The organism is Nocardioides sp. (genome assembly GCF_036401255.1).
GTDB lineage: Bacteria > Actinomycetota > Actinomycetes > Propionibacteriales > Nocardioidaceae > Nocardioides.
Map to the genome: position 1 here is coordinate 1 of NZ_DASWVI010000377.1, position 15818 is coordinate 15818.

The window sequence follows — 15818 nt, forward strand, 5'->3', positions numbered from 1 at the left end:
TCGATGAACGCCTCGCTCGCGGCCGGCCGGGCGGCCCGCTCGGCGGCGGTCGCCGCCTCGTCGAAGCCCACCGAGTCGTCGTCCAGGGCGCCGGTCAGCACCACGCCGTAGTCGGCGCGCGCGCCCGCCCGGGAGACCTTCCCCCAGAGCACGTCGCGCACGACCTCGTCGTACGGCCGCTCGAGCGGGTCGCCCCAGCCGCCACCGCCGGTGGTGCGGATCCGGATGACCTCGCCGGCAGCCACGGGCTCGGCGTCGGCGAGGGCGTCGACCTCCCGCTCGTGGGGGCCGCCGGGGTCGATGACGACCTCGAACGGCGCGCCGGCCTTGCCACCGCGCACGCCCCAGCAGGCCAGGATCGACCGGTCGGCGATGGACATGAAGTGGCCGTCCTTGAGCATCCGGATGTGCTTCTCGTAGCCGAGGCCGCCGCGGTACTTGCCGGCGCCGCCGGAGTCGACGGCCAGGCCAAGCCGTTCGACGAGGAACGGGAACCGTGACTCGGTGAACTCGGTCGGCAGGTTCCGCGAGTCGGGGCCCACGTGGATGGTGTCCTCGCCGTCGGCGTAGTAGCGGCCACCCGACCCGCCGCCGAGGACCTCGCGCATCAGGTAGGGGCGGCCGTCGAGGTCCTCGCCGTACACCCCGGTGTAGCGGATCGTCTCCTGGTCGGCGGGCATCCGGCCGTCCACCGCCTTGGCCACCACGCCGGCGAGCACGCCGAGCAGGCGCAGGATCACGAACGTGCGCGCGTTGGTCGGCGCGGGGAAGACCGGCGTGAGCAGGGTGCCGGGCTCGGGGAAGCGCATCTCGATGAGCGGCACGATGCCCTCGTTGACGTCGAGCTCGGCCATCCGCTCCGGGGAGTCGGCGAGGTTGCGCAGGATCGGCGCCAGCCACTTCTTGAGGAAGACGCCGTCGCTGTAGTCGCCGCAGTGGTTGATCGGGCCCTTGGCCTGCGGGCTGGTGCCGTCGAAGTCCAGGATCAGCCGCTCACCGTCGGGGTCGTCGGCGGACGTGCGGGTGAGCGTGATGCGCTGGGTGTGCAGCATTGGCTCGTCGACGCCGTCGTGCTCGGCGTAGTCCTCCCAGACCCAGCTGCCGACCGGGATCTGGCTGAGGATCTCGCGGCGGTAGGTCTCGGTGGTGCGGCTGATGATCGCGTCGAAGCAGGACTCGACCGCGGCGACGCCGTACCGGTCGAAGAGCTCGCCGAGGCGGCGCGCGCCCATCAGGCAGGCCGAGCACTCGGCGTCGAGGTCGGCGGCGAGCGACTCCGGCATCCGCGAGTTGCGGGTCATGATCGCCAGCGCCGCCCGGTTGGGCACTCCCGCGTCCCAGAGCCGGATCGGCGGGACCATCAGGCCCTCCTCGAACACGCTGGTCGCGTGGGAGGGCATCGAGCCGGGGACCGCGCCGCCGATGTCGTCGTGGTGGCCGAACGCCTGCACGAACGCGACGACCTTCCCCCCGGAGAACACCGGCACGGTCACGCACAGGTCGGGCAGGTGCCCGATGCCGCCCTCGGAGCGGTAGACGTCGTTGTGGAAGAAGACGTCGCCCTCGCGCATCTCCTCGATCGGGAAGTCGCGGGCGACGGGGTGCACCAGCGCGGAGTAGGAGCGGCCGGTGAGCTTGCGCAGCAGCCGGTCGTGGATGCCGGCGCGGAAGTCGTGGGCGTCGCGGATCATCGGGCTGCGGCTGGTGCGGCCGATGGCGGTCTCGACCTCCATCTCCACGCTGGCCAGGGAGCCCTGGACGATCTCCACGAGCACCGGGTCGGCGCTCGCGCCCGCGTCGCCGGTCAGGTGGCCGAACGGGAAGTCGGTCGGTGCACGGCGACTCACTGGGCACTCCTCGTCACGATCAGGTTCAGGTACTCGTCGACGCGTACGTCGAAGCCGGGGTGGATCGGCACGGTCGAGCCGAACTCCTCGATGATCACCGGTCCGGTGATCACTGTTCCGGGGCTGAGCTCGCTGCGCTGGAAGAGCGGCGTCTCGACGTACCCCTCGGCGGCGTCGAAGCAGACGCCCCTCGTTGGTCGAGTAGCCGGCGACGAAGGAGCCGGCGTATCGAGACCGTGCCGCTTGATCTCGGGGCGCTGGATCGGCCCGATGCCGGAGACCCGGAGGTTGACCCACTCGACCTGCTGGGAGCCGTCGCCGGAGAAGTCGTAGCCGTAGAGCGCCTTGTGCTCGGCGTGGAACGCGTCGGCGACCGCCTGCGGGTCCAGGTCACCGGTGGCGACGGGCACCCGCACCTCGAAGGCCTGCCCGAAGTAGCGCAGGTCGGCGGTCCGCACGAACTGGTGCTGGTCCGGGTCGAAGCCCTCCTTGGCGAGCGCCTCCGCGGCCCGCGCGGTCAGCTCGTCGTAGATGCCGGTGACCGCCGCGGCGTCGAGGTGGTCCTCGAGCGTCACGTGCGTCTGCACGTAGTCGTTCTTCACGTCGACGGTCAGCAGGCCGAACGCCGACACGTTGCCGGGGTTGGGCGGGACCAGCACGGTGGGGATGCCGAGGATGTCCATCAGCCGGCACAGCAGCAGCGAGCCCGAGCCGCCGAACGTGGTGAGGGTGAAGTCGCGTACGTCGAGCCCGCGCTTGACGGTGACCTGGCGCAGCGCGTTGGCCTGGTTCCACGCGGAGATCTCCAAGATACCGGTGGCGCAGGCCTCGGGACTGAGGCCCAGCTGCGTCGCGAGCGCCTCGACACCGGTCCGCGCGGCGTCGACGTCCAGGGGGATCTCCCCGCCCAGCAGGTGGGGTGGGATCCGGCCGAGCACGACGTGCGCGTCGGTGATCGTCACCGCTCCCTCACCGGCGCCGCCCTTGCCGTAGCAGAGCGGACCGGGGTCGGCGCCCGCCGACTGCGGACCGACCTTGAGGGTGCCCTCGGGGCTCAGCCAGGCGATCGAGCCGCCGCCGGCCCCGACGGTGACCACGTCGATCATCGGGATCTTGGACGGGAACGCCCCGACCGACCCCTCGGTGGTCAGCGTCGGCTCCCCGTCGATCACGACGCTGACGTCGGTCGACGTACCCCCGCCATCGGAGGTGAGGACCTTGTCGAAGCCCGCGACCTTGGCGATCAGCGCGGCGCCGAGCGCGCCGGCCGCCGGGCCGGAGAGCACGGTGGTGATCGGCTGGTGCACGACCTCGTCGGCCGAGAGCACGCCGCCGTTGGACTTCATCACGTAGAAGGGGATGGTCCGGTCGTCCAGGGCGTGCAGGCGCGCGGCGATGTTGCGGACGTACGCCGAGAGCCGCGGCTTGACGGCCGCGTCGACGAGCGTGGTCATCGCCCGCTCGTACTCGCGGTACTCGCGCAGCACCTCGCTGGACAGCGAGACCACGGCGTCGGGGTGCTCCTCGGCGAGCACGGCGCGCATCCGCTCCTCGTGCTCGGGGTTGGCGTAGGCGTGCAGGAAGCAGACGCCCAGGGTGTTGACGCCACGGTCGCGGAACCAGCGGGCGACCGCCCGGGCGCCGGCCTCGTCGAAGGACCGCACCTCGGCCCCGGTGTAGTCGAGCCGGCCACCGACGCCCTTGACGAGGTCACGAGGCACGATCCGGTCGGGCTTGACCCAGAAGTAGGAGTTGCCGTAGCCGTCGGGCACCGACTGGCGGGCGATCTCGAGCATCGCCTCGTAGCCCGCGGTCGTGATGAACCCGAGCCGGTCGACCTTGCCCTCGAGCAGCTGGTTGGTCGCGACGGTCGTGCCGTGGCTCACGGCGTCGATGTCGGCGCCGGTCGCACCGATCAGGCCGAGGACCTTGTCGATGCCGTCGAGGAACCCGTCGGCCGGGTTGCTCGGGGTCGAGGGGGTCTTGGTGGTGACCAGCTCCCCCGAGCCCTCGTCGAAGGCGACGACGTCGGTGAACGTCCCGCCCGTGTCGATGCCGATCCGGATCCGCCGCTGTGACATGGCGATGATTCAACCGGGCTGCGGGTGCCCGGGCCACGGCAGAGATTGCCGACCGGGCGGCGGTTCTCCGGCAACCTCTGCCAGCACCGCTCGTCGTCACTTCAGGCGTCGGGCGCGCGATCCCTTCGAGACGTTCGCTTCGCTCACTCCTCAGGACGAGCGTTGTAGACGCCCGCCGGCTCCTGGCCGGAGAGCGCCTGGATCGCGGCCATGATCTCGTCGGTGACCTCGCGCCGGGCCCGGCCGGGCGGCACCCCGTCGTACCTCCCCGCGACCTCGATCGGCGCGCCGAAGCGCACGGAGACCGGCACCACCCGGGGCAGCCGGGAGCCGACCGGCTGGAGCCGCTCGGTGCCCGTGAGCCCGACGGGTACGACGGGCACGCCGGCGGTCAGCGCCAGGTGGGCCACCCCGGTGCGGCCGCGGTAGAGCCGCCCGTCGCGGGAGCGGGTGCCCTCGGGGTAGATGCCGAACGCCTCGCCGCGCCCGAGCACCTCCAGCGCGGTGTCGAGGCTGGCCAGCGCGGCCTTGGTGTCGTCCCGGTCCACCGGCAGCATCCCCATGCCCTCGAACCACGCCTTCTGAAGCGTGCCGCCGACGCCCCCACCCGCGAAGTAGTCGGACTTGGCGAGGAAGACCACCTTGCGGGGCGCCACGATCGGGATCACCAGCGAGTCGGCGAAGCTGAGGTGGTTGCTCGCGATGATCACCGGGCCGGTGCGCGGCACGTTCTCCAGGCCGGTCACGCGCGGTCGCCAGATGAGCTTCGCGACCGGCGGCACCACGGTGTGCAGGACGGTGTACATGACCACGGGCATCAGTGTCGTGGTTACCGGCCGGTCCACCGATCCGAGATCACGAGATGGGCGGCGCACCACCCTCGTGGGCGACGATGTCTCGGGCCAGCGACTCCCACTTCGCGTAGGCGTCGGGGCAGCAGGAGCGCTGGACGGCCTGCGCGGCCTGGGTGACACTCATCGACTGCCAGCCGCTGATGTCGAGCAGCCCGGGGTTGGGCGTGTGCGAGGCGACGCCGTAGAAGGCCTTGCTCGACAGCACGGGGTCGAGGATCTGCGCCTCGGTGCCCCAGCCCTGGCTGGGCCGCTGCTGGAACAGGCCCAGGGAGTCGCGGTCGCCGTAGTCGATGTTGATCAGCGTGGACTCCTGCATCGCGGTCGCCAGCGCGATCACCCAGCCGTACTCCGGGACGCCCGCGCCCTTGCCGACGCCGATGATCGTGCGGGCGTTGCGTCGCTGGTCCTCGGAGAGCGAGGCGTACGTCGTGCCGGGCACCGAGCCGCCACCTCCGGTGCCGAGCAGCTCCTGCCAGGTCGCCGGGCCGACGACGCCGTCGACGCTGAGGGCGTGCGCGGCCTGGAAGGAGCGCACCGCTCGGTCGGTGGCCGGGCCGAAGGCCCCGTCGGTGGCGATCGAGGCGCCGTGCTTGACCAGCTGGACCTGCAGCGCTTGGACGGCCGCGCCGGTGCTGCCCTGTCGCAGCGTCGTCACCAGCGCGGAGAACGTCGCCGGGCCGGCGATCCCGTCGGCGCTGAGGCCGCGCGAGCTCTGGAACGCGGTGACGGCGGCCTTGGTGCCGCTGCCGAAGTCGCCGTCGGCGGTCGTGGCGTAGCCGCGAGAGGTGAGCAGGTACTGCAGGCTGGTGACGTTCGCGCCGGTCGAGCCGACCGACAGCGTGGGATAGGTCGCGGCGGAGGCCGGCGCCGCCGTGGTGACCACGGTGAGCACGGTGAGCAGCGCGGTGAGCAGCGCGGCGACCAGGCCGAGGAGCAGGGGCAGGGGCAGGGGCAGGGCGAGGCGTGGGACCCGAGACATGTCCGCCAGTACACCAGTGCGCCTGCTCCCGACGACACCGGAACCTTCCCCCTCGATCCGGGGCGTGCTGGCCCGGAAATGGGTGAAGGGCCCTCGAAAGTATGAGTTCCAAGGGCCCTTCGGTGACCGGTACTGGTGACGCTCCCGGTCGGCAGCTCTTCTTCTCCGGTCCCGGCGGCCTCGTCACCCAGCCACCGCGGCCGGCCTCCAGCAAGCTGGCGACCCGCCGTACGGACCCTCGTCTCCGAGCTGTCCCGCTCTCCCTTGCGGGAGTGCGTGAGAGAGTTCTATGCCCTCCCGGACGCGGCGCGCAAGGGCTTCGCGGAACATTCTTCTGGTTCCACCGAAAGTCGGCCGGTCCTCCACAGATCGAGGCCGGTTCATCCACAGAAAGTGCCCAGATACCCACAGTTGAGCGGGATCGCCACGATGCCGAGTCGGCGCCAGTTTCCCAGCTCACGATGCCGAGCCGGCGCCAGTTTCCCGTGCCACCAGGCCGAGCCGGCGCCCCCCCACACAGATCTGACTCCGCGGCCGAGCCACCAGGGAAACTGGCGCCGACTCGGCGGAAATGGTGAAGGGCCCCTCACGAGTATGAGTCGCAAGGGGCCCTTCGGGTGACCGGTACCGGTGACGCTCCCGGTCGACACGCTCTTCTTCTCCGGTCCCAGCGACCTCGTCACCCAGCCGCTGCGCCACGAGCCGGCAAGCCGCCTCGCGTCGTTCGGACCCTCGTCTCCGAGCTGTCCCGCTCCCCGTCTCCGGAGTGCGTGAGAGAGTTCTATGCCCGCAGGGGAGACCCGCGCAAGGGGTCTGGCGAACATTCTCCTGGTTCTACCGAAAGACCCTGGTTGCTCCACAGCGCAGGTCCCGGCCGTCCACAGCCAAGGGACCCACGATCCACAGGTTTTCCCCCGGGCTGTGGATATCCGCCGCACGCGGACCAGACCAGGTTGACCCGCCCGAAAGCTCCGGGCGGGTCAACCTGGGAGATGTCAGCGGGCCTCGAGGGCGGCGGCGGTCTCGAGCAGGAACCGGTCGCGGCCGTGGGCGGCGACCAGCTGCAGGCCGACCGGGAGGCCGTCGGCGTTGTGGCCGAACGGCACCGAGATCGCGGGGCAGCCGGTGACCGTGATGAGGTACGCCGCGAGCATCCAGTCCAGGTAGGTCTGCATGGGACGGCCGTTGATGCTGGTGGGGTACTCCTGGTCGGCCGGGAACGGCGGGACCTGTGAGACCGGCAGCACCAGCAGGTCGTAGCCCTGCCCCTCGGGGGAGAAGAACTCGCGCATCCGTTCCGAGAGCGCGGTGCGCTGGGTGTAGGCGCGGGCGACGTCCGCGCCGGTGAGGTCCTCGCCGAGCCGGATGTTGTCGGCCAGGGAGGCCTTGAGCGCGCCGGGGTGGGCCGCGAGCAGCGGGCCGAGCTTGGCGTGCAGGTGCCAGGCGCGCAGCGTGCGGAAGGTGTCGTCGGCCTCGGTCAGCACGGGGTGGTCCGCCGCGACCCGGGCTCCGGCGGCCTCGAACACGGCCGCCGAGGACTCGACGACGGCGGCGACCTCGTGGTCGACCTCGAACGCGCCGCCGAGGTCGGCCGACACCGCCACCCGGAGCCCGGCGAGGGTGCCGGACAGCGGCGGGGCGAACGTCGATCCCGGGTCGCCGAGCGCCTGCGGGGCGCGCGGGTCGGGGCCGGCGAGCACCGAGAGCAGCAGCGCGAGGTCGCCGACATTGCGGGCCATCGGGCCACCGACCGACGTGGTCTCCCACTGGTTGTACAGCGGCCACTCGGGCACCCGGCCCAGCGAGGGTCGCAGCCCGACGACACCGCAGAACGACGCCGGGTTGCGCAACGACCCGCCCATGTCCGAGCCGTCCGCCAGCGGCACCATCCCGGCCGCGAGGGCGCAGGCCGCTCCCCCGCTCGAGCCGCCCGCCGAGCGGGTGGGATCGACCGGGTTGAGGGTGGTCCCGAAGACCGGGTTGAACGTGTGCGACCCGGCGGCGAACTCCGGCACGTTGGTCTTGCCGATCACCACGACGCCGGCGCGGCGTACCCGCTCCACGATCAGCTCGTCGGTCTCGGGCACATGGTCGGCGTACAGCGGCGAGCCGTAGGTGGTGCGCCACCCGGCGACCGCGTGGGTGTCCTTGAACGCGAACGGCAGGCCGTGCAGCGGCCCGACGTCCGCGCCTCCCCGATCAGCGGAGACGAGCGCCTCGTCGGCGGCGGCCGCACCCGCCCGGGCACGCTCCTCGTCGAGCGACACGATCGCGTTGAGCTGAGGGTTGCGCTCGCCGATCCGCGCCAGGTGCAGGTCGAGCAGCTCGCGCGCGGAGATCTCCCGACGGCGTACGGCGGCGGCCTGCTCGCGTGCGGTCGACTCGACCGAGATCGTCATCGGGTCACCGGCGCCCGAACAGCCGACCCACGACGACGCCCAGGAGCACCAGGCCGGCGCCCACGGCGATGCCCTTGACGAACTCGTCGCGCGAGGCGACGCCGGCCTTGGCGGGGGCGGTGAACACCGCGCCCGACGCGGGAGCGGAGGCCGGGCCCGCGGCAGGAGCACCCACGGCGGCCGGCGCGGCAGCCACGGGCTGGCCGATGGCGGCCGCGACGTTGCCGAAGAACTCGGCGGCCATCCGCTTGGAGACCGACGTCAGCATCCGCTGGCCGACGCCGCCGACCATCCCGCCGACCACCGCGTCGGCGTCGTAGTCGATCTTGGTGTGACCCGGCTCGGCTTCGTTGAAGTAGACCTGCACCGTCGCGTCGATGGTGCCGGGCGCACCGGAGCCCTGCAGTCGCATCACCAGCGACTCGTGCTCGACGAGGTCGGAGAGCACGCAGGCGCCCGAGTAGGTGCCCTTGATCGCTGCGACGCCGGCGGTGACCGTCATGTCGTAGGCGTGCTCGCCCGTCGTCTCCAGGCGCTCGCAACCAGGGATCGTCGCCACCAGGACCCGCGGGTCGAGCAGCGCGTCCCACACCTGCGCAACGGGGTAGGGGACGACGTCGGATCCGGTGATCTTCATCGGGAGTGCTCCTGGTCTTGCGATTGACGGAGGGTGTAGAGCTCGGAGGGCGAGATCGGCATCGCGGTGATCGCCAGGTCGGGCCGGTCGACGCGCTCGGCGTCCTCGATCGCCGCGGCGAACACCGCAGCGGACGGGATCACGCCGGCCTCGCCGGCGCCCTTGATGCCGAGCGGGTTGAGCGGCGAGGGCGTCTCGAGGTGGTCGATGTCGATGCCGTCGGGGACCTCGGTGACGTAGGGCATCAGGAAGTCCATGAAGGAGGCGTTCAGCAGCTGGCCGGACTCGTCGTAGGCCATCCGCTCGTAGAGCGCTCCCCCGACGCCCTGGGCGACGCCGCCGTGGATCTGGCCCTCGACGATCATCGGGTTGATCAGGTGGCCGCAGTCGTGCACGACGGCGTACTTCAGGATCGTGATCTCGGCGGTGTCCGGGTGGGTCTCGACGATGACCGCGTGCATGCCGGAGGCGAACGTCGCGCGCTCCGGGGAGTAGAAGTCCTTGCCCTCCAGTCCGGGCTCCTCGTCCTCGGGCACCGGCGGCTTGCCCGGGTCGCCGACCGAGAACTGGGTGGCGGCCTTGGACGCCTCGTCGAACGCGTAGCGCAGCGGGTTGGAGAGCACCGACACGGTGCCGAGGTCGATCGAGGAGCCGGGCGAGCCCTTGACCGACACCACCCCGTCGACGATCTCGAGGTCCTCGGGCGCGGCCTCGAGCGCGTCGGCGGCGATCTTGAGGACCTTCTCCTTGGCGCGTTTGGCGGCCAGGTGGATCGCGGAGCCGCTCATCACCGCGGCGCGCGAGGCGAACGTGCCCACGGCGTACGGCATCCGGCGGGTGTCGCCGGTGACGACCTCCACGTCCTCGAACTTCACCCCCAGCTCGTCGGCGACCAGCTGCGCGAACACGGTGGCGTGGCCCTGGCCCTGTGTGGTCAGGCCGGTCGCGACCTTGACCTTGCCGCTGGTCTCGATGTGCACGTGGGCGCCCTCGTAGGGGCCGACGCCGGTGCCCTCGACGTAGCAGGCCAGCCCGATGCCGACCCGGCGGCCCTGGGCCGCCATCTCGGCCTGGAACGCCGGGAACTCGTCCCAGCCGACCAGCGCCTTGATCTTCTCCAGCGAGGCCGGGTAGTCGCCGGAGTCGTACTCCAGCTCGCGGCCGTCCTGGAAGATCAGCCCCTGGTCGTAGGGGAACTCGTCGGGCTGGATGAAGTTCACGGCCCGCACGTCGGCACGGTCCTTGCCGAGGTACGCCGCGATGGCGTCCATCGTCCGCTCCATCGCGTAGCAGCCCTGCGGCCGGCCGGCGCCGCGGTAGGGCGTGACCATCACGGTGTTGGTGTAGAGCGACTCGAACACGACACGGTAGTTCTGCGGCTTGTAGGGGCCGAGCAGCTGGGTGGAGGTGATGATCGGGACGATCAGGCCGTACGGCGTGTACGCGCCGTGGTCGTGCCAGAACTCGACGTCGAGGCCGAGCAGGCGGCCGTCGTCGTCGAAGCCGACCTCGATGTGCTGGACCTGGCCGCGCTCGTGGGCCGAGGAGATGAAGTGCTCGCGCCGATCCTCGGTGAACTTCACCGTGCGGCCCAGGGCGCGCGCAGCGAGCGGCACCAGCAGCTCCTCGGGCCAGGGGTGGTTGATCTTGACGCCGAAGCCGCCGCCCACGTCGGGGGTGATCACGTCGACCTGACCGAGGTCGAGGCCGAGCTTGACCGCGACCGCGGCGCGCACGCCGGTGGAGCTCTGGGTCGACGTCCACACCTGGAGCCGGTTGAGGTCCGCGTCCCACCGGGCCACGGTGCCGCGGCCCTCGAGAGGCGTGCAGGCGCTGCGCTCGATGGTCAGGTCGAGGGTGAGCGTGTGGGGTGCGGCCTCGATCGCGGCCGGCGCGTCGCCGACACTCTGCTCGAGCCGCGCGCCGATGTTGCCGGGCACGTCCTCGTGCACCAGCGCACGGGCCTCGCGGGCGGCGTCGACGCCGACGACCGGGGGCAGCGGCTCGTAGCGGACCCGGATCAGGCCGACCGCGTCCTCGGCGACGTAGCGGTCGTCGGCGACCACGAACGCGACGGCCTCGCCGACGTAGTTGACCTCGTCCTTGGCCAGCGCGTACTGGGTGCGCCCGTGGGTGAGCGCGGGGTGCGGGATCAGCAGCGGGAGCGGCTCGCTCATCGGCCCGGTGAGGTCCTCGTAGGTCCAGACCGCGTGCACGCCCTCGAGGTCGAGCACGTCGCTGACGTCGATGTCGAGGATCCGGGCGTGCGCGTGCGGCGAGCGCAGCACCGCGGCGTGCAGCAGCTGGGTGCTCCCGGCCACGCCGACGTCGTCGACGTACCGGCCCTGCCCGCGCAGGAAGCGCTGGTCCTCGACCCGCTGGACCTTCTGGCCCATGAGCTTGGTGGTCATGCGCCGGCCTCCGCCCCGAGCTCGGCCGCGCGCTCGACCGCCTTGACGATGTTCTGGTAGCCGGTGCAGCGGCACAGGTTGCCGGCGATCATGTCGCGGGCCTCCTCGTGCGTGGGGTGGGGGTTGTCGCGCAGCCCGGCCGTGATCGTCGTCAGGAAGCCCGGGGTGCAGAAGCCGCACTGGAGGCCGTGGCACTCCGCGAACGCCTGCTGCACCGGGCTCAGCGACCCGTCGTCGTGGGTGAGCCCCTCCACCGTGGTGAGCTCGTGGTCCACCGCTGAGACCGCGAACATCAGGCAGGAGCGCATCGGCTCGCCGTCAACGAGGACCGTGCACGCGCCGCACACCCCGTGCTCGCACCCGACGTGGGTGCCGGTCAGGCCGAGGTCCTGGCGCAGCGCGTCGGACAGCAGCCGCCGCGCGGGCACCCGGATCTCGTACGTCGTGCCGTTCACCGTCAGGCGAACGTCGTGCAGCTCCTCGGTCACTTGCTCTCCGCCATCTCTCGTGCCGATCGAACCACCCGGCCGGTCAGGATGCGCACCAGCTGGGCGCGGTAGTCGGCGGTGGCATGGATGTCGTCGCCGGGCTCGAGGTGGGCGAGCGCGGCCTCACCGAGGTCGGCCTCGGCGACCCCGCTGAGGTCGACGACCGTCGGGACGTCGCCCACGGACAGGTAGCCGACCTTGACGCTCTCGCCGTCGACCAGGGCGGCCGCACCGACCAGCGCGTAGTCGCCGTGCCGGCGGGCGATCTCGTCGAACGCGACGCCGGCACCCGGCGCGAGGGCCGGGAAGTACGCCGACACCGCGATCTCGTCGTGGGCCAGTGAGGACTCCAGCGGCCCGAGGAACAGGTCCGCGGCCGCGATCGTGCGCCGGCCGGACGGGCCGACCGCGTCCACGCTGCCGCCGAGCACGGCCAGCACGACCGGCATCTCGGCGGCCGCGTCGGCGTGCACGATCGAGCCGACGGTCGTGCCGCGGTTGCGGATCGTGGCGTGGGCGACGTGCGCCAGCGCCAGCGGCACCAGCGGCTGGACGCGGCGTACGTCGGCCGAGGCCAGGACGGCGGCGTGCCGGGCGAGCGCACCCACCCGGACCCCGCCGTCCTCCCCCTCGACCTCGATGGTGTCCAGGCCCGCGATCGCGTTGATGTCGACGAGCACCCGCGGTGAGGCGAGGCGCATCGAGAGCAACGGGACCAGGCTCTGGCCACCGGCCAGCACCTTGGTGTCCGGCCCGCCGGCCAGGGCGGCTACTGCATCGGCGAGCGTTCCCGGCCGGCGGTACTCGAATGGTGCTGGTTTCACGATTTCCTTTGCTGGATCAGTGCTTGTGCTCGTGCGGTGCTGCGTGGTCCTCGACGTCCGCCCCCTCGGGGCCGACCGTGAGCGCGCCCTCGTGGCCGTCCCGTGGCGCCACCAGGCGGGCCAGGTGGTATCCGGCGATGACGACGATGGTGCCGAGCGCGATGCCACCGAGCTGGAAGTCCTTGGTGACCTCGAAGAACCCGGTCGTGCCGAAACCGATGGCGAGGATCAGACCGGCCGCGATCGGGACCAGGTTGATCGGGTCGGCGAAGTTCACCCGGTTCTCGACCCAGATCTTCGCTCCGAGCAGGCCGATCATGCCGTAGAGCACCAGAGTGATTCCGCCGATCACGCCGCCCGGGGTGGCGTAGACGACCTGCCCGAACTTGGGGACGAAGCCGAGCAGGATCGCGACGATCGCCGCCACGAAGTAGGCCGCGGTCGAGTAGACCCGGGTCGCCGCCATGACGCCGATGTTCTCGGCGTACGTCGTGGTCGGCGAACCGCCGACCGAGCTGGTGATCACGGTGGCGACACCGTCGGCCGCGATCGCCCGGCCCATCACCGGGTCGAGGTCTCGGCCGGTCATCCCGGCGACGGCCTTCACGTGGCCCATGTTCTCGGCGATCAGGGCGATCACGGCCGGCATCGCGAGCAGCGCGAAGGTGATCGAGAACGCCGGCCAGTGCCAGCCGACCTGGTCCATGTTGTTGGCGCCACCGAAGGGCGACTGGTTGCCGACGAGGCCGGCGACCGTCTTGTCCGGGAATCCGAACCACGACGCGTCCTTGACGCCGTCCCAGTTGACTCGGTCGCCCTCCACGCCCCCGACGCCGATGGCGTCGAAGATCCACGAGAGCAGGTAGCCGAGGATCAGGCCGAGGAAGATCGCGATCCTCCCCAGGAAGCCCCGGAGCCCGACTGCCATCAAGATGACCGCAGCCATGGTGATCAAGGCCATCCACCGGTCGGCGGGCATGTAGATGTTGGTCGCGACACCCGCCAGGTTGAAACCGATGATCATGACGACGGCACCGGTGACAACGGGCGGGAGGACCGCGTTGACGACGTCGGCGCCCAGGTAGTGGATGATCACGCCGACGAGGGCGAGGACCGCGCCGGAGACGAGGATGGCGCCGGTCACGTCGGCCGGTCCGCCCGGTCCGCCACTTCCGGAGTACGTGTAGATCGCGGTGGCGCCGCCGACGAACGACGCGGAGGTGCCGAGGTAGCTGGGTACCGCACCCTTGACGATCAGCAGGAAGCAGATCGTGGCGATCCCGCTCATCATGATCGCGAGGTTCGCGTTGAGACCCATGACGATCGGGAAGACGAACGTCGCGCCGAACATGGCAACGACGTGCTGGGCGCCGATGCCCACCGTCTTGCCCCAACTGAGCCGCTGGTGGGGCGCTACGGCCTCACCGGGTTTGGGATCGACCACATCCCACTTGAACATCGACATGACAAAGCACCCTTCTGCTTTGGTGACCGGGCCCCGAGTCCTCACAAACTAGTGATCCACATAACACACCGACGACGGCGACAAATGCCGAAGGAGCGCCGAGGGGGCTGGCACCTCTTGTCGGCGCGGCGGGGTGCCGAAATCCGTGCGTGACACGCGGCCGCGGTCGCCGACCGAGCGACCTGTCAGCCGAAACCCGCGCGACACGCCGGTGTCCCCCGGCGTGTCGTGCGGGTTTCACCGGCCGACCGGTGAAACCCGCAGCCTCAGCCCGCGATCTCCAGCACCCGCAGTGCGACGGCGACGTCGAGGCGCAGGTGGGGGTCGGCGGAGAGCGGTCCGAGGAGCCGCTCCAGCTTGGAGACCCGGTAGCGCATCGTGTTGTAGTGGAAGAACTGCAGCCGGGCGGCCTCCGCGACGTTGAAGTTCGTGTCCAGCAGCACCTGGAGGGTCTCGCGCAGGTCGGCGGCCTCGGTGGTCTGCTCGGCCAGCGGGCCGAGGACGTCGCGCACGAACGCGCGCAGCTCGCCGCCCTCCTCCTCGGGGATCAGCGCGATCAGCCGGTGCAGGCCGAGCTGGTCGAAGAACGTCGTCGACCCGCCGCCGTGGACCCGGCGGCCCACCTCGACGGCCCGGCGCGCCTGGGCGTACGCCGCCGGCAGCTCCTCCAGCGTCGCGGCCACCCGGCTGACGCCGACCGAGAACGGCCGGCGGCCGCCCCCCTTGTCGCCGGCGACCGCCGTGACGGCCCGGCGTACGACGTCGTGGCCGGTCGGCGAGGCCTCGCCGGCCGCCGCCGCGTCGCCGAGCGGCAGCAGTGCGACCACCTCGGAGGAGAAGTCGACGCACGGGATGCCCGGCCCGAGCCCGCCGGTCACCTGGCGCCACGCCGCCGAGAACCGCTCCTGCCACTGCCGCCGCTGGACGCTCCCGGCATGCTCCTCCCCCGCGTCCGGGTCGATCTCGGCCGACACGACCACGACCGGCCGGGTCAGGTCCCAGCCGAACGTCGCGGCGTGCTCGGCCACGTAGGCCTGGTTGTTGGCGAGGCCGGCGGCCCGGCGCAGCAGCAGGTCGCGCAGGAAGTCGCCCTGGTACTTGTTCTCGACCGCGGTCACGGCCTCCTCGCGGGTGATCAGCAGCGCCGCCACGGCGGCCGCCCGCTCGAGGGCATGCACGTCGTCGGAGGTCAGGGGCGCCCCGGGTCGCAGGCACACCAGCCGCGCCAGGTCCGCGCCACCGGCCGCGACCCGCAGGCTGAGCACCGCGCCGGCCTCGAGCGCCACGCCGTCGCCGTCCATCCGCTCCACCCGCAGCCGGCCTGTCGGGTCGACCAGGTCGTGGGTCTCCAGCGCCGAGCGGAGCCCCTCGGGCAGCGCCGAGGCCCGCTCGCGGCCGTCGGTCGAGGTGAACGCCACCCCCACCCCGAGCACCCGCGCCACCTCGGCCGCGATGCCGTCGAGGTTGCCGCCCTCGAGCACGATCTCCGTCAGCCCGGTGTGCAGGGCGTCCACCTTCGCCAGGGCGGCACTGGCCAGCTCCTCGCGCTCACCGCTTATCAACACTTGCACTCCTCCGCGTGCCCCGTTGGCACAACCTCACATCGGCAAACCGTAATCGACCGGATAGCGTCGGGTGGGTGATCCCCGTCAGCGCACCCGTCCGGGTGCGGACGTGGCTGCGGTCGGCGCCCGACGGACCGGTGCCTGTGCTGCACCGCGGCCGGGACGCGGTCTACGTCGAGGTGACCGGCCGCTGCGTCGGTGTCGTCGGCCGCCGGGCGACCGCCGTGCCGTGCGCGCTGCGCGCCGACCTCGACCCGGTGCCCGCGGC

Annotated in this window: 12 protein-coding genes; 1 reads left to right on the forward strand and 11 read right to left on the reverse strand. The window is 71.7% G+C overall.

The genetic code is table 11. From position 1 onward, the window contains the following. The 11 genes from VGD85_RS17510 to VGD85_RS17565 form a co-directional block, all read right to left on the reverse strand. The coding region (locus VGD85_RS17510; RefSeq protein ID WP_331064716.1) for a hydantoinase B/oxoprolinase family protein at nt 1-1847 on the reverse strand (1847 nt) is incomplete at its 3' end. Continuing rightward, nucleotides 1844-3928: a hydantoinase/oxoprolinase family protein gene (locus tag VGD85_RS17515; RefSeq protein ID WP_331064717.1), complete on the reverse strand. Its 2085-nt coding sequence runs from the start codon at nt 3926-3928 to the stop codon at nt 1844-1846. The genes VGD85_RS17510 and VGD85_RS17515, both read right to left, overlap by 4 nt. 143 nt (nt 3929-4071) lie before the next feature. After that, nucleotides 4072-4734 (reverse strand): lysophospholipid acyltransferase family protein, encoded by a 663-nt coding sequence (locus VGD85_RS17520; protein ID WP_331064726.1) that lies wholly within the window; start codon nt 4732-4734, stop codon nt 4072-4074. Between the two features lie 49 nt (nt 4735-4783). Next, nucleotides 4784-5761, reverse strand: a complete 978-nt coding sequence (locus VGD85_RS23185) for a peptidoglycan-binding domain-containing protein (protein WP_414690831.1) — start codon at nt 5759-5761, stop codon at nt 4784-4786. Between the two features lie 995 nt (nt 5762-6756). Beyond that, nucleotides 6757-8160 carry an amidase gene (locus tag VGD85_RS17535; RefSeq protein ID WP_331064718.1) on the reverse strand — a complete coding sequence of 468 codons (1404 nt, stop codon included), beginning with the start codon at nt 8158-8160 and terminating at the stop codon, nt 6757-6759. A 4-nt stretch (nt 8161-8164) separates the two neighbouring features. Continuing rightward, the gene (locus VGD85_RS17540; RefSeq protein ID WP_331064719.1) at nt 8165-8797 is read right to left on the reverse strand and encodes a carbon monoxide dehydrogenase subunit G; all 633 of its coding nucleotides are present in this window, start codon (nt 8795-8797) and stop codon (nt 8165-8167) included. Beyond that, nucleotides 8794-11208: an aerobic carbon-monoxide dehydrogenase large subunit gene (gene cutA, locus VGD85_RS17545; RefSeq protein ID WP_331064720.1), complete on the reverse strand. Its 2415-nt coding sequence runs from the start codon at nt 11206-11208 to the stop codon at nt 8794-8796. The genes VGD85_RS17540 and cutA overlap by 4 nt, the downstream gene beginning before the upstream one ends. After that, the gene (locus VGD85_RS17550) at nt 11205-11696 is read right to left on the reverse strand and encodes a (2Fe-2S)-binding protein (RefSeq protein WP_331064721.1); all 492 of its coding nucleotides are present in this window, start codon (nt 11694-11696) and stop codon (nt 11205-11207) included. Before VGD85_RS17550 ends, cutA begins: the two co-directional genes overlap by 4 nt. Next, nucleotides 11693-12520 carry an FAD binding domain-containing protein gene (locus VGD85_RS17555; protein ID WP_331064722.1) on the reverse strand — a complete coding sequence of 276 codons (828 nt, stop codon included), beginning with the start codon at nt 12518-12520 and terminating at the stop codon, nt 11693-11695. The genes VGD85_RS17550 and VGD85_RS17555 overlap by 4 nt, the downstream gene beginning before the upstream one ends. Before the next feature lie 16 nt (nt 12521-12536). Beyond that, nucleotides 12537-13985, reverse strand: a complete 1449-nt coding sequence (locus VGD85_RS17560; RefSeq protein WP_331064723.1) for a uracil-xanthine permease family protein — start codon at nt 13983-13985, stop codon at nt 12537-12539. Nucleotides 13986-14251: 266 nt separating this feature from the next. Then, a complete protein-coding gene (locus VGD85_RS17565) occupies nt 14252-15547 on the reverse strand; it encodes a PucR family transcriptional regulator (RefSeq protein ID WP_331064724.1) in 1296 nt (431 codons plus the stop codon). A gap of 77 nt (nt 15548-15624) precedes the next feature. On the opposite strand from VGD85_RS17565, the gene VGD85_RS17570 reads away from it, so the two are divergent. Next, a partial coding sequence (locus tag VGD85_RS17570; RefSeq protein WP_331064725.1) for a hypothetical protein occupies nt 15625-15818 on the forward strand: 194 nt, incomplete at its 3' end.

Coding starts and splice junctions, on each gene's coding strand:
- VGD85_RS17535 (WP_331064718.1), bottom strand. CDS start 8,160: ATGACGATCTCGGTCGAGTCGACCGCACGCGAGCAGGCCGCCGCCGTA.
- VGD85_RS17560 (WP_331064723.1), bottom strand. CDS start 13,985: ATGTCGATGTTCAAGTGGGATGTGGTCGATCCCAAACCCGGTGAGGCC.
- cutA (WP_331064720.1), bottom strand. CDS start 11,208: ATGACCACCAAGCTCATGGGCCAGAAGGTCCAGCGGGTCGAGGACCAG.
- VGD85_RS17540 (WP_331064719.1), bottom strand. CDS start 8,797: ATGAAGATCACCGGATCCGACGTCGTCCCCTACCCCGTTGCGCAGGTG.
- VGD85_RS23185 (WP_414690831.1), bottom strand. CDS start 5,761: ATGTCTCGGGTCCCACGCCTCGCCCTGCCCCTGCCCCTGCCCCTGCTC.
- VGD85_RS17515 (WP_331064717.1), bottom strand. CDS start 3,928: ATGTCACAGCGGCGGATCCGGATCGGCATCGACACGGGCGGGACGTTC.
- VGD85_RS17520 (WP_331064726.1), bottom strand. CDS start 4,734: ATGTACACCGTCCTGCACACCGTGGTGCCGCCGGTCGCGAAGCTCATC.